Annotated in this window: 20 protein-coding genes; 9 read left to right on the forward strand and 11 right to left on the reverse strand. The window is 38.7% G+C overall.

What is annotated here, in order from left to right; translation table 11 throughout:
* Positions 1–44: 44 nt before the first annotated feature.
* Complete coding sequence (locus tag I6F40_RS10190) at positions 45–2621, reverse strand: glycoside hydrolase family 3 protein (RefSeq protein WP_197192861.1); 2577 nt, start codon at positions 2619–2621, stop codon at positions 45–47.
* Between the two features lie 238 nt (positions 2622–2859).
* Between I6F40_RS10190 and I6F40_RS10195 the strand changes: the two genes are divergently transcribed.
* The 4 genes from I6F40_RS10195 (at position 2860) to I6F40_RS10210 (ending at position 8578) form a co-directional block, all read left to right on the forward strand.
* Positions 2860–4188: a GH1 family beta-glucosidase gene (locus I6F40_RS10195; RefSeq protein ID WP_197192862.1), complete on the forward strand. Its 1329-nt coding sequence runs from the start codon at positions 2860–2862 to the stop codon at positions 4186–4188.
* Positions 4189–4220: 32 nt separating this feature from the next.
* Entirely contained in the window at positions 4221–5747 is a 1527-nt protein-coding gene (locus I6F40_RS10200) for an MFS transporter (protein ID WP_197192863.1), read from the forward strand.
* A 75-nt stretch (positions 5748–5822) separates the two neighbouring features.
* Positions 5823–6824: a LacI family DNA-binding transcriptional regulator gene (locus I6F40_RS10205; RefSeq protein ID WP_197192864.1), complete on the forward strand. Its 1002-nt coding sequence runs from the start codon at positions 5823–5825 to the stop codon at positions 6822–6824.
* Positions 6825–7408: 584 nt separating this feature from the next.
* Entirely contained in the window at positions 7409–8578 is a 1170-nt protein-coding gene (locus I6F40_RS10210; RefSeq protein WP_197192865.1) for an MFS transporter, read from the forward strand.
* 111 nt (positions 8579–8689) lie between these two features.
* Here I6F40_RS10210 and I6F40_RS10215 read toward each other — a convergent pair whose 3' ends face one another.
* From I6F40_RS10215 to I6F40_RS10245, 7 genes are all read right to left on the reverse strand, one after another.
* Positions 8690–9205, reverse strand: coding sequence for a M23 family metallopeptidase (locus tag I6F40_RS10215; RefSeq protein WP_197192866.1), 516 nt, complete (start codon positions 9203–9205; stop codon positions 8690–8692).
* 100 nt (positions 9206–9305) lie between these two features.
* Positions 9306–9572, reverse strand: coding sequence for a YrhK family protein (locus I6F40_RS10220; protein ID WP_197192867.1), 267 nt, complete (start codon positions 9570–9572; stop codon positions 9306–9308).
* A gap of 151 nt (positions 9573–9723) precedes the next feature.
* The gene (locus I6F40_RS10225; protein WP_024600641.1) at positions 9724–11064 is read right to left on the reverse strand and encodes an SPFH domain-containing protein; all 1341 of its coding nucleotides are present in this window, start codon (positions 11062–11064) and stop codon (positions 9724–9726) included.
* A complete protein-coding gene (locus tag I6F40_RS10230) occupies positions 11057–11395 on the reverse strand; it encodes a methanolan biosynthesis protein EpsI (RefSeq protein WP_166379388.1) in 339 nt (112 codons plus the stop codon). Before I6F40_RS10230 ends, I6F40_RS10225 begins: the two co-directional genes overlap by 8 nt.
* Before the next feature lie 237 nt (positions 11396–11632).
* Complete coding sequence (locus tag I6F40_RS10235) at positions 11633–13120, reverse strand: hypothetical protein (RefSeq protein WP_197192868.1); 1488 nt, start codon at positions 13118–13120, stop codon at positions 11633–11635.
* Between the two features lie 398 nt (positions 13121–13518).
* Positions 13519–13929: a hypothetical protein gene (locus I6F40_RS10240; RefSeq protein ID WP_197192869.1), complete on the reverse strand. Its 411-nt coding sequence runs from the start codon at positions 13927–13929 to the stop codon at positions 13519–13521.
* 350 nt (positions 13930–14279) lie between these two features.
* A complete protein-coding gene (locus I6F40_RS10245; protein ID WP_024590869.1) occupies positions 14280–14687 on the reverse strand; it encodes a hypothetical protein in 408 nt (135 codons plus the stop codon).
* A 379-nt stretch (positions 14688–15066) separates the two neighbouring features.
* On the opposite strand from I6F40_RS10245, the gene I6F40_RS10250 reads away from it, so the two are divergent.
* A complete protein-coding gene (locus I6F40_RS10250; RefSeq protein WP_197192870.1) occupies positions 15067–15615 on the forward strand; it encodes a hypothetical protein in 549 nt (182 codons plus the stop codon).
* Positions 15616–15720: 105 nt separating this feature from the next.
* Here I6F40_RS10250 and I6F40_RS10255 read toward each other — a convergent pair whose 3' ends face one another.
* Together I6F40_RS10255 and I6F40_RS10260 are read right to left on the reverse strand one after the other, a co-directional pair.
* Positions 15721–16971 carry a cation:proton antiporter gene (locus tag I6F40_RS10255; protein WP_197192871.1) on the reverse strand — a complete coding sequence of 417 codons (1251 nt, stop codon included), beginning with the start codon at positions 16969–16971 and terminating at the stop codon, positions 15721–15723.
* A gap of 243 nt (positions 16972–17214) precedes the next feature.
* Positions 17215–17634, reverse strand: a complete 420-nt coding sequence (locus I6F40_RS10260; RefSeq protein WP_197192872.1) for a hypothetical protein — start codon at positions 17632–17634, stop codon at positions 17215–17217.
* Positions 17635–17903: 269 nt separating this feature from the next.
* Here I6F40_RS10260 and I6F40_RS10265 point away from each other — a divergent pair, with 269 nt between their 5' ends.
* Positions 17904–18224, forward strand: coding sequence for a hypothetical protein (locus I6F40_RS10265; protein ID WP_231609343.1), 321 nt, complete (start codon positions 17904–17906; stop codon positions 18222–18224).
* Positions 18225–18532: 308 nt separating this feature from the next.
* Here I6F40_RS10265 and I6F40_RS10270 read toward each other — a convergent pair whose 3' ends face one another.
* Positions 18533–18910, reverse strand: a complete 378-nt coding sequence (locus I6F40_RS10270) for a hypothetical protein (RefSeq protein ID WP_197192873.1) — start codon at positions 18908–18910, stop codon at positions 18533–18535.
* A 612-nt stretch (positions 18911–19522) separates the two neighbouring features.
* On the opposite strand from I6F40_RS10270, the gene I6F40_RS19705 reads away from it, so the two are divergent.
* The 3 genes from I6F40_RS19705 to sbcB all read left to right on the forward strand — a co-directional run bounded on the left by I6F40_RS19705 (position 19523) and on the right by sbcB (position 21901).
* Positions 19523–19693 carry a type II toxin-antitoxin system HicA family toxin gene (locus tag I6F40_RS19705; RefSeq protein ID WP_197192874.1) on the forward strand — a complete coding sequence of 57 codons (171 nt, stop codon included), beginning with the start codon at positions 19523–19525 and terminating at the stop codon, positions 19691–19693.
* A 54-nt stretch (positions 19694–19747) separates the two neighbouring features.
* Positions 19748–20164: a type II toxin-antitoxin system HicB family antitoxin gene (locus I6F40_RS10280; RefSeq protein WP_197192875.1), complete on the forward strand. Its 417-nt coding sequence runs from the start codon at positions 19748–19750 to the stop codon at positions 20162–20164.
* 291 nt (positions 20165–20455) lie between these two features.
* Positions 20456–21901 (forward strand): exodeoxyribonuclease I, encoded by a 1446-nt coding sequence (sbcB, locus tag I6F40_RS10285; RefSeq protein WP_197192876.1) that lies wholly within the window; start codon positions 20456–20458, stop codon positions 21899–21901.
* Positions 21902–22062: the final 161 nt, after the last annotated feature.

A 22062-nucleotide genomic window follows, 5' to 3' on the forward strand; every position in this document is an offset into this window, starting at 1 on the left:
GGCTTTGAGACAACACACAATAAACTTAACTTATCAACACTCTACTACTCACACTTTATTTTTGCTGTTTTAGCGCTTTGTGGTTCAAAGCTAATATCTGCAACTGAAACGTTAAGCTCTCCTGCCGTTTTAATAATAAAAGGGCTGGTTACTCTGGCAAAATCAACGCCCTTTTTAGCAAAACACGTTAAATCTATACTCATGGTTTGCCATGTATTTAAATCAGCATTTTTAAGCTCATTGGTAATATCAAGCTCGCCACCACAACCTTGTTCGCATTTCATTGCAAGGTATGTCTGTGAGCTAGGTATTTGGTTTACTTTATAGCTAAAGCTAAGGGCCGAATTTGCTTCAATGTAGGCAACTTTGTCTTCGGTAAAATTACTATTAATTTCGATGTAGCTGGCTGCAGTGCCATCAAAATTAAATTGCATCGCATCTTCTTGAATCGCTTTGTCTTCAGTGCGATAAGTAATGCCGCCAAGTTTTACACTATTACTTGCTACTTGGTGCTGCTCGCTGGTTGAATTTAAAAACAAACGCCACGGTGTTTTAAAGCTGCCATTAAATATAGATAGCGGCGCAAGGTTACTAATATCAACACCTGAGTCTTCATTTAGATTATTGGCAAGCGTACTTTCATCTTTATACGTTAAGCCAAAGCCATAGGGTAATAATGGTGAGTAATCAGCATCGCCCTTATTTACTGCGGTTTGTAGTGGCGATTTAGGCCACGAGAAAGACAACTTACCTTTAAAGTCGTATTGTACCTGCCCACTTGCATCCGCTAATAAAACATCTGCAATGCCTTGTCCTTCAGTGCCAGGAAGCCATGCTGCTACAAATGCATCTGACGCGTTTAGCTCGCTGTTAACCCACATTGGTCTGCCCGATATAAACACCGATACCACCGCAATACCTTGCTGCTTTAATGTTTTTAATATTTTAAGAGAACGTTTATTGTTACGTTCAAACTCAAGGTTGTCTTTATCGCCATGTCCCTCTGCGTATGGTTCTTCACCAAATACAACAATGGCTAAATCGGGTTTGGTATTAAACTCACCCGTTGGGCTTAAAATAGCGTTACCGCCAGCAGCCTCTATTTGCGTTTTTAGCCCCGCATAAATAGACGTTGCTCCAGGAAAATCTGCATTTTGATTATTAGTTCCCTGCCACGTAATACTCCAACCACCCGATTGCTTGCCAATGTTATCAGCCGCATCGCCTGCAATCAGGATGTTGCTTGATGGGTTAAGCGGTAATAAATGGTTGTTGTTTTTAAGCAGTACTAGCGACTCTTGTACCGCTTGGCGGGCAATATCGCGATGTGCTGGCGCACCTATTAGTTCTAATTTACCTGAATATTTTCGATTTGCGGGGCTTGGTTTATCAAATAAACCCGCGCGTAATTTAACGCGTAAAATACGTGCTACGGCGTCATCTATTCGCGCCATTGTTATTGTGCCCGCTTTTACTTGTTTAATTGTATTTTCATAAAGTGGTTTCCATGCACCCGTTGGCACCATAAAAATATCAAGCCCCGCATTAACAGCCTGCGGGCAACTTTCATTTGTACAGCCTGCAACTTGTCCGTGTCCGTTCCAATCGCCTACAACAAAGCCATCAAAACCCATTTTTGTTTTTAACACATCAGTAAGTAGGTATTTATTGCCGTGATTTTTTTTACCATTCCAGCTATTAAACGATGCCATAACCGACTGACTACCTGCGGTTAAGCCACCTATATAACCTTGCGCATGAATATTATATAACACCTCTTCGCTATCAATGTTGTCACCTTGATCGTCGCCATCTACAGTGCCGCCATCGCCTAAAAAGTGCTTAACGGTACTAATTACGCGTTTATCACTTAAAAAGTCCTCATCGGCTCTGCCTTGCAATCCGTTTACAATTGCGGCTGAATACTCACGTACAATTGCAGGGTCTTCTGAGTAGCCTTCGTACGTTCGGCCCCATCGGTCATCGCGCACAACCGCAACAGTCGGTGCAAATACCCAATCTATCCCTGTTGCCATTACTTCTATTGCAGTAGCTGCTGCAATGCGCTCAATTAATGCGGGGTTATTAGCAGCACCTAAACCAATATTGTGAGGGAATAACGTCGCCCCAATCACATTATTATGGCCATGTACTGCATCAGTGCCCCACATGGTTGGAATTTTACTGCCATCAATTGAGTCATCAACTGATGCCTGATACATGCTTTCAGCAAGCGTTATCCAATCTGCAGGCGTTGCATGTTTATTAGCATTCGGGAACGAGCCACCGCCATTTAAATACGAACCAAAACCATATTTGCGCATGTCTGCAGCAGTTATATCGCGAATTTCAGGTTGGATCATCTGCGCTACTTTTTGTTCAAGCGTCATTGTTTTTAAATACTGTGCAATCATATTTTCAATTTCAGGCGTTTTCACTACCTTACTTTTAAGCGTTGGCCAAAGTGATAAATCACCTTGCTCATGCTCAGCCTTTTTGGCTAAGGCGTCTTGGCTATTATTAGCGTTAACCTCTTGTTTATTACACGCACTTAAAACGCATAACCCTCCTATTAAAATGGGGAGCATGTGTAACCTTTTAGTGTTTAAGCTTTTTTTCATTTTTATAGCCCTGTGTTGTGTCAGTGTGTTTTTGTGAAACGCCTATTTGTTATTTAAATTTAACTATTGACCTGCTTAACAATAGCCACTAACCTAAATATGGAAGCGCTTCCTTAAAGTTATTAAATACCATCCTTAGTGATTAATCAAATTAAATATGGAAGCGCTTCCATCAATGCAATTTATAAACTATAAATAAAAGCAAAATTTACTACAAAGAAGCAGAGGTTTTCTCTTAATGAAACAATTATCTTTACCTAGTGGCTCACCACTTTTAGCCAAAAATTTTACTTATGGTGTAGCTACGGCCTCATTTCAAATTGAAGGCGGCGCAGCTGATCGCTTGCCATGTATTTGGGATACCTTTTGCAGTAAAGAAGGCAAAATAGTCGATAATTCAAATGGCGATATAGCTTGCGAGCACTACACTCGCTGGAAAGACGATATAAACCTAATAGAGTCGTTAGGCGTAGACGCTTACAGATTTTCTATTTCTTGGCCACGCGTAATGACTAAAAGCGGTCACTTAAACCCTACCGGCGTTAAGTTTTATACCGACATTTTAGATGAGCTAAAACGTCGTAACATTAAAGCTTTTGTAACGCTGTACCACTGGGATTTACCACAACACATTGAAGACGAAGGCGGTTGGCTAAACCGTAACACCGCTTACGAATTTGCCCATTACACAGACTTAATTACCAAAGCTTTTGGTGAACGCGTGCACTCGTACGCCACTTTAAACGAACCATTTTGCAGCTCATTTTTAGGCTACGAAATTGGCGTACATGCTCCGGGTATAGTAGGTCGCGAATTTGGCCGTAAAGCCGCGCACCACTTATTACTAGGTCATGGTTTGGCTATGCAAGTACTTGCTAAAAACAGCCCAAATACGCTAAACGGTATTGTACTTAACTTTACGCCTTGTTACTCCGTCACCCAAAGTGAAGAAGATTTAAAAGCCACTGCATTTGCTGATGACTACGTAAACCAATGGTATATGCAGCCTGTAATGCAAGGTAAGTACCCAGATATAATTTCGCAATTACCTAAAGCCCACCGCCCTGATATTTTAGAAGGCGACATGGAAATAATTGCTCAACCACTAGATTACCTAGGGGTTAACTTTTATACCCGCATGCATTATCAAGCAAGCGAAACCGACTTTTACCATGAGCTGCCACATAAAGCGCCAATGACCGATATAGGCTGGGAAATTTACCCTAAAGCGCTTACAGAATTACTTGTATCGTTGAACGAAAAATACACCCTACCGCCTATTTATATTACCGAAAACGGTGCAGCCATGGCTGACGAATTTAAAGACGGTGAAGTAAAAGACAACGATCGTATTGAATATTACCACGAGCATTTAAATGCCCTGCATAACGCAGCCGAGCAAGGTGTAAAAGTAGATGGTTACTTTGCGTGGAGCCTAATGGATAACTTTGAATGGGCAGAAGGATATTTAAAACGCTTTGGTATAGTACACGTAGACTACAACACACAAAAACGAACTGTTAAAGCCAGTGGTAAAGCGTACACTAAACTCATAACAAGCCGATAAATTATCGGCTTATAACAATAAGAACACACACTGTGAACAAACTCCCTTTATACGAAAAAGTCGGTTACGCCATGGGCGATGCCGGCGCTAACTTAGTATGGCGCGGTGCGCTTGCTTATTTAGCGGTGTTTTACACCGATACATTTGGCATATCGGCCGCTGCGGCTGCTATGTTATTTTTGGTTGTAAGGCTATCTGATGGCGTAACCGATATTATTATGGGTATGATTGCCGACAGAACGCAGTCGCGCTTTGGTAAATTCCGTCCATGGATACTCTACTCAGCACCGTTTTTGGGCTTGTTTATGGTGCTGTGTTTTACTACCCCCGACTTTAGTACCACCAATAAACTTATTTATGCTTACGTAACCTACATAGGTTTAACGCTTGCTTACACCGTAAGTAACGTACCCTACTCGGCACTTATGGGCGTAATGACACCCGACGATACAGAGCGCACAAAGCTCTCTGGTTTTAGGTTTGCTGGTGCCTTTACTGGTGGTTTATTAGTGATGGGTTTTTTACCTGAGCTAGTGGCGTTTTTTGGTGGCGGCGACGATGCCAAAGGCTATCAGCTTACTATGTACTTATTTGCCAGCTTACTTATTATTTTAATGGTTATAACGTTTTCTACCACTAAAGAGCGTGTAACACCGCACGCCTCAAATGAAGGGAATTTAAAATCAGAGTTATTTGATTTAACTAAAAGCCTGCCATTTATAATCCTACCTTTGCTTGCTACCACCTTGTTTTTTTATTACCGCGATTTATACAGTGGCGTATTTTTTGCCCTTGTTATGGCAGCAATGACATACGTTATTAAAAAATTACTTAATAAAGATAAGCAAAACTTAACGGGTTCACAGCGCGATATGGTTGATCTTCTAACCAACAAACCGTGGCTTGTACTACTGGGTATTGGTTTTTTAACCATGATGTTTAACGGCATAAAATACGGCGTAATTGCTTACTACTTTAAGTACCACGTAGCTAATGAACTCATGGCTGGACAGTATTTTATCGCCTTGTTGGTTGTATCTATATTAGGCGCACTTGCCACAGGTAAACTGGCCGAAATAATGGGTAAACGAAACCTATTTATTGCATCGTTAATGCTAAGCGGCATACTCACTACCGCTTTTTACTGGGTCCCTAGCGATAACCTGGTTGCTGTATTTACCTTTGGTTGCGCCGCTGAATTTTTTGCCGCAATGATGCCCACCTTATTTTTTAGTATGCTTGGTGATTCAGCCGATTATTCAGAGTGGAAAAACAAACGCCGCGCTACAGGCTTAATTTATTCTGCGGGTACATTTGTGCAAAAAACCGGGGGTGGTTTTGCAGGTGCATTAGTATTAGTGGTACTTGCAGGCTATGGCTATAACGGCATGGATGAGCTAACAATTACGCAAGCTCTACCTGGTATGCAATTACTTATGAGCTGGATACCTGCCGCATTTGCTTTTTTAGGCGCCGCATTGATGCTTATTTACCCACTTACTTCAGCGATGACGCAAAAAATAACAGAAGACTTAGCAATTAGACGCAGTAATGTGTAAATTAACTTTTAATGACCCTTCGCGCTTTATATTTTTATAAAGCGCGAGTAAAAACACATATAAGCTAGGACATCAATGGCGACAATTTATCAAGTATCAGAAATGGCAGGTGTGTCTTTATCAACTGTTTCAAGGGTACTTAACGACAACGACTACGTAAGCAAAAAAACTAAAAAAAAGGTATTAGAAGCAATGAAAGAGCTAGGCTATCAGCCAAGTTCTATTGCCCGCTCTTTAGCCTCCAGTACCACAAACAGCGTCGGTATTTTAGTTTCTGAGTTAGATGGTCCGTTTTTTGGTCAAATGATGTCAGCCATTGAAGAGCACCTTCGTATTGCGGGTAAACACGTTATTATTACCCCTGGGCATAGTGACGAGAAAAAAGAAAAAAGCGGCTTTGAATTTTTAATAAGCCGTAATTGCGACGCTATTATTGCACACGTAGAAGCGGTATCAAATGATTACCTAATTGAGCTGAGTAAAGGTAAAACCCCTATTTACTTAATGAGCCGCTACGTTAAAGAAATTGAAGAAAACTGCATTAGCCTCGACAACGTAATGGGCGGCTACTTAGCCACCAAAGCCATGATCAACAAAGGTCATAAAAACATTGCGTACATAGCAGGCCCGCAGTTTAAAGAAGATGCATCAAATCGTTTAAAAGGCCACAAAAAAGCCCTCGCAGAATACAACCTCACCTTTGACGAAAACTTATATTATGTAGGCGACTTTAAAGAAACCGGCGGCAGTGACGGCTTAAGGCATTTTATTCAAAATAAGGCGCAAATAACCGCCCTTGTATGTGCCAATGACGAAATGGCATCGGGTGCCATGAAATACGCCCGCGAACACGGTTTTAACCTACCAAAAGATTTAGCCATTATTGGGTTCGATAACGTAATTTTTACCAATTACCTCTACCCAACGCTTACTACAATAGATAACCCAGTTCCCGAAATGGGTCGAGCTGCGGCTAACTTAGTACTTAAAGATATTTATAAAAAAAGCGACATAACAGTAAAGCACGTCTTTCAGCCAAAGCTTATTTTAAGAGACTCTACACCCGATATTAATTAACTTTAAAAAGTTACGTGCAGCATGCGATATGTGCCTGTCAGCTTGCATTAAAAATCTGTTAAACCCTATTCTATATAGGGTTTAACTAGGGCGTGTTGACCTTTCGTGATTAATTTTGCAGCAGACTGTTTGGTATTTAAGCAAGGCAGAGCCTATGTAGTGTGGTTGTTCCCCATAAATAGGCGATAACGCAGCATAAATGCCAAACATGCGCTGCCCTTGGGTTCTTTCTAGGGACGATTAACTCTTTGTTGCTCGGTTTTTACTTAGCCCGCTAGGTTACAAACCTCGCGCCGCGATTAAATCGCCCCTAGATTGAACAAATTTCAATCCACAAAGAGCAACACGCCCAAATAAATGCTCACAAATATAAAACAATATCTACATAAAAACACTACAATAAAAAGCATAATAGATCCGATAATTTACCTAAAAGATCGTTTTAAAATGTATTTATATTGTTTAATAAAATATCACTTTACTTATTTTTGATTTGGCTCTAAATTCGCGCAAATTTTATTATTAAAGTAACCTCTCAAACTTTAAAACAGTGGTTATTTACCTTCAAGAGTCGATAAACACAAATGGCCGAATCAGCCGCCACAAGCACCCCAAACAACCCTTTAGCGCCTGTTATTGGGCTGTCATTTTTTGCTATCGCATCCGTCTTTTTAATGAGCCTTATTCCGCTGTCGTTACCCGCATTTAAGCTTGATGAAAACCTTGCGCCTTGGCTTGCGAGCATTTTTTACTTTGGCTTACTTGTTGGCGCTACAACCATTGAACGCGTGGTGGTAAAAATAGGTCATCGATTCGCTTTTATATTATTTTTAAGCTTATTAATTGTAAGCGTACTGGCACAGCTTGCTATTCCAAATATGGGTAACTGGTTAGCGGCTCGCTTTATTGCAGGTATTGCTGTTGCAGGTGTGTTCGTCGTTGTTGAGTCATGGTTATTAATGACCAACATAGCAAAGTCGCGTGCTAAACGCTTAGGCTTATACATGACCTCACTTTATGGCGGCAGCGCCGTTGGTCAACTTGCTATAGGGCCGCTTGGCACTGAAGGTTCAACGCCTTATTTATTTGTAGCCTCGCTATTATTTTTAGCTATTTTAGCGCCTTTATTAATAACCAAAGGTCAGCCCGAAAAACAGCACCTTGAAAAACTACCACTAAAAGAAATAAAAACACTAAGCCACCCTGCAATGCTCGGATGCTTGGCATCAGGCTTATTACTGGGCCCTATTTACGGCTTAATGCCGGTTTATATTTCAGCAAAAGCTGATCAAGCTCAGTACACAGGAACACTTATGGCAGTTATTATTTTAGGTGGCATGGTCGTGCAGCCGCTTGTGAGTTACTTATCTACTCGGCTTGAAAAAAGCTTATTGATGGGTATGTTTTGTTTAGTAGGCGCAGCCGGTGCTGTGGGGATACTACAAGCAAACACTTTAGCAGGATTAATAGTAAGCTACTTAATACTAGGCGCATGCAGCTTTGCACTTTACCCGATTGCTATAACACTTGCGTGCGACTCATTGCCAATGGCAAAAATAGTATCGGCAACTGAGGTTATGCTTTTAAGTTACAGCATTGGCTCGGTATTTGGCCCTATGCTCGCCGCAAATTTATCTGATGCACCCAACGGTATTGTGTTTTATTTAGCAGGCTGTTTAATCACTACCTGTATTTATATGTTTATTAAAAGCATTAAAAATATTCGCGCGGGTAAAACACCTGTTGCAGGCTAATTTTTAGCTTAAATACACGCTTACTTATTAACTAATTTTAGCTGTTAAATACCTTGCTTAAACACCTAAAACTATTATTCACACAAAGGTCATTTATAAATAATGAAGTAATTATTTAGCAGTGAGTTTTTTATGTGGGCTCAAAAAAAACATCTTTTTCCACCCTTGGTTTTGCGTTGTAAAAAGCCACGGCATAGGCACTAACGATAAAATAGAATAATGCACATGAGGCTGTTTTCCTGCGGCATTTCCGGTATCGCCCAGTAAGCCAATTTGACTGTTTATGCTTACTACATCACCTGTACTTACCGAGTAGTCATTTAAATGTGCAAAATAATGCACGCGCCATTTAGGTCCAAGTACTGCAACCACCTTACCGCCTCGGGTTAGCTCACCTGAAAATATAACTATCCCATTTGTTGAGGCGACTACGGGGGTATTTTTTGTGCCAAAAATATCAATTCCTTTGTGCACACCCGACCTACCCCAAGGCTCGTACCAAAACGTATTGTGGTTCCAATCTTTACTTGTGGCACCTTGTACCGGAATCATTATTTTTTCGGGAATTAGTAAACCTATAACTAATAAAACCGCTACTCCAACTACAATCCACTTTAGTACTTTCACTTTTCTATCCTTGATATTTAAATAGCTAATAATTTACCTATACAGGTAAATTATTAGCCATAATAACTGGACTCATCATGAGTCGTATTTATGGTTTTATTTATGAAGTTTTATTTGAATGAAATACCCGACTAACATGTACTAAGCTGATCAACTTCAAAACAGGTTTTATAAGCAATTGAGCACTGCCCGCTATAAACAACCATGTGCCACTTTCTATTAGTGAGTCATTTAAAAAGAAAAAACTGCCAATTAAAAACCACACAGCAATCAAAAAATCGTTAAACGCTCCCAGCGCTTCATATCGTCGCTGAATGGTAATATGCTCTTGCCCTAAATCTAAAATAAACTGCTTACTGGAGTCCATAAGTACTGCTCACTCTTTTATCTCATAATTTAAAAAGCTTGTTTTTACAAGCTAAGCCGCGCCATACAATAGCAAAATTTACACAATAAAAAACGCTGGCCGATGTAAGTCAGCCAACGTTTTTATTGTTTGTACAATACTTAATTAACGTTTATTTTTTATCTTTTTCTAAACGTTTTTTAAGGCTTAATGCAGCATCAGCGGCTAATAAACGCATAAATTCAGAGCCATTGCTTTGCTCGCCTTGGCTCCCGCCAATTACAATTTCAGGTACTAAACGGCTATTACCTAAGCTCGTAAATAAAGCAGTTTGAATTTTAACTTCTGCTTTTAACGTTTCATCAAATACATACTTAGGATCAAGTGCAGCAGACTTAGCTCTTAAGCGAGCTTCAGCTAAAACATCCATACCTAATGCTTCTAAGCGTTGTTGCTTTAAAATCTCTTCTTGCTCTTTTGCAAGCTCCGCTTTTACAGCCACTCGTTGCTGCGCAGAAATAATGGCATTTGCCTTAATTCGTTCAGCATCAATTTGCTCTTTAATTTTTAGCTTTTCAGATTCAGCACGTTGCTTAGCAATTGCTTGTTCACCTAAAGCCACTTCAGTACGTGCTTGTTGCTCAGCTTTTTTAAGGTTTTGACGCGCTAGCGCTTCATCAGCAGCAGCTTGCTTTTGGGCTTCAAGACGAGCATTTACTTTGCTTTCGTAGTCAATATCAATAATGCTGGCATCAACTACTGTAATACCGTAAGCGCCTAAAATTGGTGCATTACGCAGTGTATTACCTTCATCGTCCATCTTAATATTAATAGTGACACGCTGCTGTTTACTTAAATTACCTAAATCGTCAGATTTATCGCGCTCACCCGTACTAATAATTTGTTCAGTAACAAAAATACCGTTGGTTAATTGATCAGCAAAATCTTGGCTTAATTGACCATTACCACCAGAGTAATGTTGCTCTACCGACATCATACGCGCCGACGCTTTTACATTTTCAGTGGTTGCACGCATTAATAAATTAGATATTAATGTTTCTTGTGAACCAAACTCTTCGTGTATTTTAAGTAAACCACGTAAAGCACCCGACTCTGCTGCTGGTACATTGCCTGGCAATCTAAAACGAGAGACACCTCGTGCGCCACCTGTTGTCGTATCTAAAAATCGAATTGGTATTAGCGGTACAATTGCGCTTGCTGTTGCACCGGCATCGCCCGTAAAGTTAATCGAAATTACTTTTTTATATGCTGATGTAGTACCAAATGCTTTTAAATAAGGGCCGGCTTGATTTATTACGGTTAAGTTACCTGTAAAAGCCGATTGATGTACTAAACGCTCATCTGCTTCATTCCACGAAACAACTTGCGATGTAAGCGTTGCAATTACGGCTAATACAACAACAATTGATGAAACAACAATTACATTACGACGACCAAACCGACTCATAAATGAGTCACTTTTTACTGCTGGGACTGCTTTTTCGCTATCCATTTTTACTACTCTCCATGTTTAATTTCTTTTTAACAAAGTAAATAATTTCCTGTTCACTCAAATGTGCGCAAAAGCTACCAGAACGATGTAACTCAACAAATATTGCAAGGATTTCTTCTTTACCTTTAGCTGTTTTATCTTGGTTTTCTTGTGTTTGATTTTTTTCTGTTAGTTGAGTGATTAAATCATCCACTATCGTGTCTTTATCAAACAGTACGTTGTATTCTTTGGATTTTCTTACCCGACTTTTATGCACATTGCTGTAAATTACGTAAAGCGATACGCATAAAATAATAACCAGTAAACTTAATCCACTAATATAAAAAATCATAAGCTCTACTTAAATTGGTTTGAATATTTAACGAGCAATAACAGTTGTAAATATTGCTACACAAATGTTAAGCGGGTGATTTTACAGCAAACCTTAGTAAAAAACAGATTAAAAATAGAGTTCATCAAGTATATAGTTATAACCGTACGTAAAAGTAAGCTTTTTTAAACAAAAAAATGCCAGTCAGTTATTAACTGACTGGCACTAAGCTAAATATTTATTAAAGTGCTTTTTACATTATTCGCATGGAGCCCAATCAACACCATTTTCACCGCACTCATGCAGCATTGTTCCATCTTCTCGGCGGGTATCTCTAAACCATTGTCCTTCAATTGTCTTTGTAATACGTACGTTGTCTGTGGTTTTGTATTTACGCCAAAAGCTAGCATCAATAGATGTTTCGTCATCAAACTTATAAGGCATAGCAGCGAGTACAGTAACTAAATCTTGAGTTTCTAGATCAGCAGCTTTGTCTTTAACATTTACCCAATCAGATAATGTTTGAAAGTCGGCATTTTCCTCTCTAAAGGCAAAGTCAGTTTGGTAATACGATCCCGACTCAGTATAGCTAATGCTAAAACCTCGCTCGAACGGTGTATCTAAATTATCACTAACACATTCATCAGCTGTTGGAAAGTTAACCGATGGGCTTGTATTATCAACGCTATAAAGCACATTACTTTTCTCAAAGCTAACGTTCTCAATGCTAGAGCACCGATAAGTACGATCGGTATTAATGTATACATCGTCTCTAACTCTTAATTTTCCATTTAACGACTCTTCGCCCCAAGGCGTATCTGCTGAATTCAGTCGACTCAGAATAACGTCAATTTTGTCGAGTTCGTCTGTATTTTGAAGCTTTACTTGCTCATAAATAAGCTCAGCGCCTGCAAAAATAACTTTGTCTCTGTACCATGCATTTTCAAACTCATACTCATCATCTTTCGCTGTGTCTTGATAAATCACTGCTCTTACTTCTTCTGCGTCAGGAAACTGAGCATCTAGTTCTTGCTTATATTTATAGGCAGCTTTTAATCCCTTAACAATCGCTTGTGCTCTGTCGTACGCATCACTGTCATTATTGGCAATAAAATCTGAGTAAATTTGCTCTGTCGTCAAATTATAATGAGCAACCAAATTTTGCATAACATTCGTTATTTCGCTTTGAACATTTGCAAGCAACTCAGTATTTTCTTTAAGTGCATCACAACTTAAATTATTGCTACCAGTTTTTTGTAATTGAAGACTCAACTGCTCCCAGATAACGGTTGTTAAAGGTGATATATTTCGAATGTCTTCATCAGTCAACGCTTCAATTGAGGGCGGAAATGACATTTGATACGCTTGTGTTACCTCCCCTAAATCCTCGTCAATTGCGCCAACGGGTACATCTACATACATAGTTGAATACGGCACACACAGCGCCTGCTCTTCTGTAAAGTTAAAACTATAATTACCCGATTCTTCAGAGACTACAGAAGGTTCTGTTTGCTCATCAAAAGTACCATCACCATCAATATCTAGCCATACTATTGCACCAGATACATAGCCATCAATAACCTTACCAGTAAGAGAAATAGTTGTTACTTCTACGGGTTCTACTTTTACAGGATCAGGCTTGGCTACTATTGGTTCTACAACTACCGCTTTATCACCGCCACCACACCCAACAAGGCCTAGCGTAAACGCTAATGAAATAGCTAACTGACTTTTTTTAAAAGACATACAAAGACTTCCTTTTTTGCACTTTAATTATTAAAAATCATATTGTTATAAATTGAATTGGTTACTTTAATAAATAATAAGTAAATTTAAACAACTGAAATTTATTGAATATTTATGGGAGATGGCAACAAGTTAACATACCCTGTACCTATATCCTTGCATGGAATGTTAGATTTAGCTATTACATTTGTTAATTAAATAAATATATCATTCGCTTTTATTTACTTTTCCTCACTAATATAAGCTATGCATGCCGAGTTTAAAGGGGTTGAGTGGTAGAGTTTTTTTGTAAACAAATGTGTTTTAATACAAATACAAAAACCCCACGTTAAGCTTTACCTAACGTGGGGTTTTGATACTCGCGAATTTTACAGCTAATTCAAGCTATAAATTTAATATTAAAGAGATAATTCTTCTTTAGCACGCGTTAAGTTATGCGTTACAAGTGAGTTTTTAGAAATTTGAACCGCTTCATATAAATCAGAAATACCAGCAGTGTCTTTTTGTGATTTTATACGAGCCACACCACGGTTACTTAATGCAAACGATGTAAGTTCACGTACTTTTAAACGCGGACCATGGCTTTGCTTAAGTAAAGCAATTGCTTGTGTACAAATAGCTTCTGCTTCTTCGTAGTTTTTTGATTCAACAGTTAAAGCACAGCTATTAAATGATTTTTCAAATGCTGGGGCTGCAGTTACAGAGTCTTCAATAACCATTAATTTATAATCACCTTGATTAGCCATTGCAGCAGCTGAGCAAGTTAATAATGAGCCAAGAGCGATGGTTTTTAAAAGTGTAAATTTCATGATTATATTCCTAATTAGTTAAGTCGTACTTGTTGCCGACAAATAAACTTTAGAGTGTTAGCTCAATTACCACAAACGATAAAAACAAACCTAATAAGTGAATAAATCTAACCTATAGACTTTAGTCTAACATCTATAAAAATACTTAGTAATTACAATTAGTTAAAAACCATGCAAATCACTAAACAATAAATAGCAGAATACAGTTTTTTTATTTTTAATAACACAATACAAAGTTAATAAACACGAAAAAGCCGATGTTGGGGTTTAACCCAACATCGGCTTTTTTACTCTCGCTATTTTATATCATGCTTTAGTAAGCACTTTATAAAACACGTTATAAAGGTTTTTTATAACGATAACTCTTCTTTAGCGCGAGTTAAGTTGTGCGATACCATTGAGCTGTTAGATAATTTTGATGCTTCGTATAAATCAGCAAGTGCAGCAGTATCGTTATGCGCTTTTAAACGTGCAACACCACGGTTGCTTAATGCGAATGACGTAAGTTGGCGTACTTTAAATTTAGGGCCATCTGCGTCTTTTAAAAGTGCGATTGCTTTAGTACAAATTTCTTCCGCTTGTGCATAATTTTTTGACTTAACATTCAGTGCGCAGCTATTAAATGATTGCTCAAGTGGCTGTGGCGCTGTTGCAGTTTCAATAACCATTAATTTGTAATCACTTTGATCAGCCATTGCAGCAGCTGAACATGTTAATAGTGAGCTAAGAGCGATAGTTTTGATAAGTGTAAGTTTCATGGTCATATTCCTGATTAGTTAAGCCGTGCTTGTTGCCGACAACTGAACTTTAGAGAATTACCACAACCCCGACAAACGATTAAAACAAACCTAATAAGTGAAGAAAATTAACCTATAGACCTTAGTCTAATACGCTTAAACTTTTTCTATATATTTAAATAACTTACGCACTATCTTACGTGCCTAAAATCGCTACTTTGCATTTTAAAATACATATAATTATTTATGCTTTTATTTAGTCGGTTTTATTTTAAGCACCTTGCTTTGGCATAACTGAATAACAATCAAACAAATTTATACATTTAATTACATGCAATACTAAGTTATGTATTTATAATTACGGCTCTGGTAACTTTTCATCATTAATAGGTTAACTTTTTTGAAATACACACTTCCTCTTTTTGTTTTATTAAGCACGCTTTTATCATTTAGCCAAAATGCTAACGCAAGGCTTTTGCTCGGTAATGACATGCCTAACACCGGTATGTTTATAAAATCAGAATTTAATGGCGATAGCAGCATTACATCTGCGGGTGTAGAAATGATGGTTAAGCAAAATTACAGTAACTTTGGTGTTGTTTTTACAAGCGCAATTGGCGCGGCAGTAATCGATAATAAACAAGGCGAGCAAGAAGAATTTATAACGTGGGACAATGGCATGAAGCTTGGTTATTTTAATGACTTTTTTATATACGCCGAGCTTGGCTTAGATCTGTTCGAACTCGCCTTTAAAAACGATAGAGGCGATAACACCTACCAAATAGAAAAATCGAACAACGACATAGACGGTTACGCAGGTATAGGTGCGGGTTATCACTTTAAGCCATTTAAAATAGAAGTATTTACTCGAGCACGCCAAATAGATGGCGACTACTGGGAAGCACAAGAACATATTTACAGCGGTGTGCAGCTCAGCTTTACGTTTTAATTGCCCTTTTGTTTTATAAGAAAAATAAAAAGCGTGTGAAATACAGCTATTTCACACGCTTTTTAAAAAATTACATTTAACAGGTTTGATCTAACCAATTTATTTTTAACGGATAGTTTTGGCTACTTTACCAATACTCAAACCCTGAATTAAAATAGAAAACACCACAACCGCATAAGTAAGAGCCAATAAAATATCCCGCTCGTTCCCATCAGGTAACTGCAATACCAATGCAACCGAAATACCACCACGCAAGCCACCCCAGGTTAAAACTTTCCATGCGCCAGATGGCAACTCTAATTGCTTATTAAATGTAGTGGTTGTTATACCCACAACAATTAAACGTGCCATTAACGCTATAAAAATAGTTAAGCCACCAGCAATAAATAAATTACTCGAAAATGCAATCATGACGACTTCAAGCCCTATGAGTACAAATAAAATGGCATTTAAAATTTCGTCAATCAGCTCCCAAAATAAATCAACGTAATGGCGTGTTTTGTCGCTCATAGCCCAGCTTCGGCCGTGGTTACCCACCATTAAGCCCATCATTACCATTGCAAGTGGGCCCGACAAATGCCAATGGCTTGCCAATGCATAACCACCAATAACGCCCGCTAAAGTAAGTAGTACTTCTTCTTGGTAACTATCAATACTTTTGAGTAAGTAATATAAAATACCACCTAATACCAAACCAAAAACAATACCACCACCCGCTTCAACCGCCAGCGTGTGCGCTACATAATAGGTTGTAGGAATATCACCACTTGATAAAACACCCAATAAAAGCACAAAAATAACCACGCCTATACCATCGTTAAACAACGATTCACCCGCAATCACGGTTTCAATACTTTTAGGCGCACCCGCAGATTGTAAAATTCCCATTACCGCAATCGGATCGGTTGGCGAAATTAATGCGCCAAACAGTAAACACCAAATAAACGCTAAATCAAAACCAAGCAAAGGAAGCACTAAATAAAGCGCGCCTGCAATAATAACCGTTGATAGCAACGTACCAACACAGGCCAAAATACCGATTGGCAATTTATAGCGCCTTAAATCGCTAACATTTACATGCAGCGCCCCAGCAAACAGCAGCATAGAGAGCATGCCATCGAGCAAAACTTCAGTAAAATCTAACTGATCGAGCAAGCTCACTTCGTAATCTATAAGATCATCAAACCCTAAAAAACCCAAAAATATAGCGCCGATAGATAAAAGCATCGAAATAACCATAACGCCAATGGTTGTTGGCAAGCCAATAAAGCGATGGTTTACATAGGTGAGTAACGCGGTAATTGATAAAAATATCGCACTTATTTCAAGTACGCTTAGGCTGGTTCCTGGTGCCATGGTTTACATCTCAATATTTATTTAATGATACCTTGCTCAAAATAAGCAAAGCAGAAGGGTTATTATTTTTTATACGGTTATCTCGCATTATATTCGTGTAGCCTAAACAAGCATACCCAAAATATTAATGTATTTAACGTATTAGCCCACGCATTTAATAAAACAAAAAAAACCATGTTAGGAATTAACCTAACATGGTTTTTTTTTACTCTCGCTATTTTATATCATACTTTTGTAAGCATTTTATAAAGCGCTTATTAAAGATAGGTCTTCTTTAGCGCGAGTTAAGTTGTGCGATACCATTGTACTTGTAGACATTTGGTTTGCTTCGTATAAATCAGCTAGGCCAGCCGTGTCGTTATTCGCTTTTAAACGTGCAACACCACGGTTGCTTAATGCGAATGACGTAAGTTGGCGTACTTTAAATTTAGGGCCATCTGCATCTTTTAAAAGTGCAATTGCTTTAGTACAAATTGTTTCAGCTTGCGCGTAATTTTTTGACTTAACATTCAGTGCGCAGCTATTAAATGATTGCTCAAGTGGCTGTGGCGCTGTTGCAGTTTCAATAACCATTAATTTGTAATCACTTTGCTCAGCCATTGCAGCAGCTGAACATGTAAGTAGTGAGCTAAGAGCGATAGTTTTGATAAGAGTAAGTTTCATGGTCGTAGTCCTGTTGGTTAAGTCGTACTTGTTGCCGACAACTAAACTTTAGAGAATTAACACAAAACCGACAAACGATTAAAACAAACCTAATAAGTGAATAAAATTAACTTATAGACTTTAGTCTAATTCCAAACTACTAATTTACGGGAATTGGTATTTATAAAAACAACCAACAAAACTTAAACTTACTTTGTAGGTTAAAGCACCAAGCGTTTAGCAAAGAGCCTAAAAGCTTCTTAAATTTATACAAGGGATTAGATAATAGGATGGTTAAAAACTCTGGTTTCATTTATTACTGCCCAATAGCCGATTTAACTGGCGGCTATGTTGAGCGTAAACGCATAGCGGCAGAAATGACCGCTGGTGTAGCTCGCGCTGAAAACAATTTCAAGATTGCGCAGTTTGAAGAAAAATCAAGGGGCTGTATGCAAGCTGAGCAAAACGATGCCGATTACGACCTACTGGTACTTAAGAACCGCGACAAAACCTTAATGGATGAAGTGATTATTTTGTTCTTTTTGGAGTTGTTTGTGTGTCACTTTATGTCAAACATTGTCACACTTTTGACATTCAGATCTTTTTCATAAGACCCTCAGATCCTTTTACTGCAAGGCTTAACTAAAAATGGTGTGTCACTAGGGTTGTCAATTTGACGCATTTTTTGCACGAAAGCGGAAGGCGAGGAGGAGTGAATTTTTTAGCTTTTTGATTCTCAGTTCACACTTTGCAATGGGCCTTGACGACCCGACTAAGTACGATGCCATGCTTTTTAAAAATGAGACAAACCGCTACTTAAGTTAATGAGCGATGAAATGGCAAGGGATGCTGAAATTGGCAGTAAGTTACAGCTTAATTTTTTTGAACACTATTACTAAAATAACACTTCTCTAAAGAATCAAACGTCCTTTTCTAAAAATTGTCCGGCCTTATAGCTATACAAATCGTTACTTGTTCCATCTTCAAGATATTCAAATAGGGTATGTTTTTGTATGTTTTCTTTTTCTTCTAATTCATCTTTTGTTATAACTTTTCCTACTTCGTCTGTATCTAAGCCTAATTGTTTAGCATAGTTATTCATTTCCTCTCTCATGCGAGGCAGCATTTCATTTTTTATCTGCTTTGCAGCATTAGCATAACGCTCACGCTCTTCTGGAGTTTCAGCGTTAGCTGCAATTTGTTCATATTCACCGACAGCTTTAGTTAATCCCTGAACATCACCTACACGTGTGTTATACCCAAAATACATATTCATTAAGCCAAAACCAACATTCATTTTATATTCTCCATGTATGAAACAAGTTGAATGTACCTAATAACAACACTCAATACAAGTGCAATTATTAAACATAGTTTACATATTCTAAATATCAATACCTACCAAACATTGTGAGCATTTCGCCCTTTTGGTTCTCAGCTAATGGTTATTTGGCATACATGCAAGCACTGCATATAACAACAGTGCATTCTATTAACGATTCGTGGTTATTATGGCGCGGGTTACTTGTCCAAATTGCGAAGCTAAAGCAACAATTACGTCTCGCGAAAAGCAAAGCGCCCATGTTGTTAATTTATATTGATCGTGTACTAACACAAAAGAGTGCAGGGCTACGTTTAGAATTACCCAATCGTTTGATTACTTCTTCAACCCGCTGTAAAAAGCACTCAAGGGCTTGCTGCAGTACTTATTAAAGAACTACCTAAGGAGCAGTAGCTAAATATGCAACATGAGCTACTATAATTGGACTGCCCTTGGTATACCTTCAAGTGGTGCAAGTTTAATATTACCACTTTTTTAAATTTTACAGGGTTATTGGAGTTATAAATAATTGACACCACTGTTAATAGGGTTACAATAACCCTATGTTGAGAAGTAAAACGAGGTACAGTGAATAGCAAGGATTTAATCAAGGAGGCGGGTTGGCAAGAAGTTAGAGTTAAAGGTAGTCATCATCACTTTAGGCATCCAACCCATATCAACCTCATCACCGTTCCCCACCCTAAGAAAGGTTTAGGCAAAGGATTGGTAGCAAAAATACTGAAAGATGCGGGGCTTTAGGCCCCTATTTCCTTAACTCTATCACTGTTGTAAACACTCATTAGGAGAATAGCGATGTTATATCCAATCGCAATTGAAAAAGGTACAGAAACTGAAGCATTTGGCGTGGTGTTTCCTGATGTGCAAGGCTGTTATAGTGCGGGTGACTCATTCGAGCAAGCACTATTAAACGCTAAAGACGCACTAGAAACTCATTTAGAGTTATTAGCCGAAGACGGTATTTTACCGCCGCAATCAAGTAATATTAACGATCACGTAAACAACCCTGAGTTTTCAGGCTGGGTGTGGGCATTGGTTGATATTGATCTTGAACCCTACTTAGGCAAAGCGGGTAAAATTAACGTAACTTTGCCTAACTTATTAACTAAGCAAATTGATGATTTAGTTAAAGCACATCCGCAATACAAAAGCCGTTCAAACTTTTTACAGTTAGCGGCACAGCATGAAATACAAGGTATTTCAGCACGTTAAACTAAAGGGCGCATTAAGCGCCCCTTTTACTTACCCCCTATAATGATTCACAAAGCGTTAAATGATCTTGCCTTTACGCTATACCGCAACTCTTTCACTAGGCCAGTTATACCCTCTTCAAAACCCTTAATCATCCCCTCCCTTTCAGTTAATTGAAACCTATAAATAAAACTCATTTCTCACCCAAACCTATAAACTCCCTCGTCCATATGCCATAATCTAAATAATTCATTATTTTAGTAACTTGGCGCGTATTTAGCCGCTTTCAAGTTAACTACTCAGGGTTTTCAAATGGCATATCAAGAGCAAAATCAAGCAACAATCTATTGGCACGACTACGAGACTTGGGGGGCAAGTCCGCAAAAGGATAAGCCGAGCCAATTTGCAGGTGTTCGTACCGATCTTGATTTAAATATTATTGGCGAGCCACTTATTGAATATTGTAAGCCGCAAGCAGATTACTTGCCTCACCCTGAGGCGTGTTTAATTACAGGTATTACGCCACAAGTGGCGATGAAAAAAGGCTTGGTTGAAGCTGAGTTTATAGCAAAAATTCATGCTGAATTTAGCGTACCAAACACCTGTGTTGCCGGTTATAACAGTATTCGGTTTGACGACGAAGTAAGTCGTTATAGCTTTTATCGTAACTTTTACGACCCGTACGAGCGCGAATATAAAAACAATAATAGTCGCTGGGATATTATTGATTTAGTACGTGCTTGTTACGCGCTGCGCCCTGAAGGCATTGAATGGCCGTTAAAAGAAGACGACAGCCCAAGCTTTAAGTTAGAACATTTAACTGTAGCCAATGGTATTGAACACGCCGCAGCACACGATGCGCTAAGTGATGTAACCGCCACTATAGCACTGGCTAAATTAATAAAAGAAAAACAGCCCAAGCTGTATAACTTCTTTTTTGGTTTGCGTAGTAAAAAGGCGCTTGCTGAGTTGGTTGATGTATTTAACATGACGCCGCTGGTGCATACCACATCGCGCATACCTGCAACACAAGGCGGTACAAGCTGGGTTGCACCAATGAGCTTTCATCCGGTAAATAAAAATGCGGTTATTTGTTTTGATTTAACTCAAAACCCGCAAGTACTCATTGATTTAAACGTAGAAGAGTTACGCAAACGCTTATACACCAAACGTGTAGATTTAGCCGAGGACGATTTACCTGTTGGCTTAAAGCTGGTGCATTTAAACAAGTGCCCTATTTTAGCCCCAGCTAAAACGTTATTGCCTGAAAATGCCGCCCGCCTTGGGATTGATCGCGAGCAGTGCTTAGCTAACTTAGCTATTTTAAAAGCCAATACCGACCTTCGCGATAAAGTAACCGAAGTGTTTAACGAGCAAGGCGATTACAGCGCAACCACTAACGTTGACTACTTACTTTACGATGGGTTTACAAGCCATGCTGATAAAGCTAAGTTTGCGATTATTCGTGATGCAAAACCAGATGAATTGGCTGGATTGAAGTTAGACTTTGAAGATAAAAAGTTTAATACATTGTTGTTTAGATACCGCGCCCGTAACTGGCCTGAAACGCTAAACCAGCAAGAGCTTGACCAATGGCGCCAGTATTGCCAAAACAAGTTAATGCACGGAGAGGATCAACCGTCGATTAATGCGCAAGATTTTATGATCACCCTTGAAAACCTAGCGCATGAACATGACGACAGCGAAAAAAACCTTACAATTTTAAAGGCGTTGTATAACTACGCTCAAAGCATGTAATTTGCCTTTAGATTGTTTGTATAACGCATAAAAAACGCGACGCTTTAGCAATAAAGTGTCGCGTTTTTGTTTATAAATATCTGTACCACTTCAAAAAAGAAAAATATATTTCACAAAGAGAAACGAATGAGGAGTAAATGAGAAGACATAAGCCAAGAATA

This window comes from Pseudoalteromonas sp. SWXJ133 (assembly GCF_015864365.1).
Classification (GTDB): Bacteria; Pseudomonadota; Gammaproteobacteria; order Enterobacterales; family Alteromonadaceae; genus Pseudoalteromonas; species Pseudoalteromonas arctica.

Bases quoted from the DNA above. Each gene is read 5' to 3' on its own strand.
- I6F40_RS10190 (WP_197192861.1), bottom strand. From the start codon at position 2,621: ATGAAAAAAAGCTTAAACACTAAAAGGTTACACATGCTCCCCATTTTA.
- I6F40_RS10195 (WP_197192862.1), top strand. From the start codon at position 2,860: ATGAAACAATTATCTTTACCTAGTGGCTCACCACTTTTAGCCAAAAAT.
- I6F40_RS10205 (WP_197192864.1), top strand. From the start codon at position 5,823: ATGGCGACAATTTATCAAGTATCAGAAATGGCAGGTGTGTCTTTATCA.
- I6F40_RS10210 (WP_197192865.1), top strand. From the start codon at position 7,409: ATGGCCGAATCAGCCGCCACAAGCACCCCAAACAACCCTTTAGCGCCT.
- I6F40_RS10220 (WP_197192867.1), bottom strand. From the start codon at position 9,572: ATGGACTCCAGTAAGCAGTTTATTTTAGATTTAGGGCAAGAGCATATT.
- I6F40_RS10225 (WP_024600641.1), bottom strand. From the start codon at position 11,064: ATGGATAGCGAAAAAGCAGTCCCAGCAGTAAAAAGTGACTCATTTATG.
- I6F40_RS10230 (WP_166379388.1), bottom strand. From the start codon at position 11,395: ATGATTTTTTATATTAGTGGATTAAGTTTACTGGTTATTATTTTATGC.
- I6F40_RS10235 (WP_197192868.1), bottom strand. From the start codon at position 13,120: ATGTCTTTTAAAAAAAGTCAGTTAGCTATTTCATTAGCGTTTACGCTA.
- I6F40_RS10240 (WP_197192869.1), bottom strand. From the start codon at position 13,929: ATGAAATTTACACTTTTAAAAACCATCGCTCTTGGCTCATTATTAACT.
- I6F40_RS10245 (WP_024590869.1), bottom strand. From the start codon at position 14,687: ATGAAACTTACACTTATCAAAACTATCGCTCTTAGCTCACTATTAACA.
- I6F40_RS10255 (WP_197192871.1), bottom strand. From the start codon at position 16,971: ATGGCACCAGGAACCAGCCTAAGCGTACTTGAAATAAGTGCGATATTT.
- I6F40_RS10260 (WP_197192872.1), bottom strand. From the start codon at position 17,634: ATGAAACTTACTCTTATCAAAACTATCGCTCTTAGCTCACTACTTACA.
- I6F40_RS10265 (WP_231609343.1), top strand. From the start codon at position 17,904: ATGGTTAAAAACTCTGGTTTCATTTATTACTGCCCAATAGCCGATTTA.
- I6F40_RS10270 (WP_197192873.1), bottom strand. From the start codon at position 18,910: ATGAATGTTGGTTTTGGCTTAATGAATATGTATTTTGGGTATAACACA.
- I6F40_RS10280 (WP_197192875.1), top strand. From the start codon at position 19,748: ATGTTATATCCAATCGCAATTGAAAAAGGTACAGAAACTGAAGCATTT.
- sbcB (WP_197192876.1), top strand. From the start codon at position 20,456: ATGGCATATCAAGAGCAAAATCAAGCAACAATCTATTGGCACGACTAC.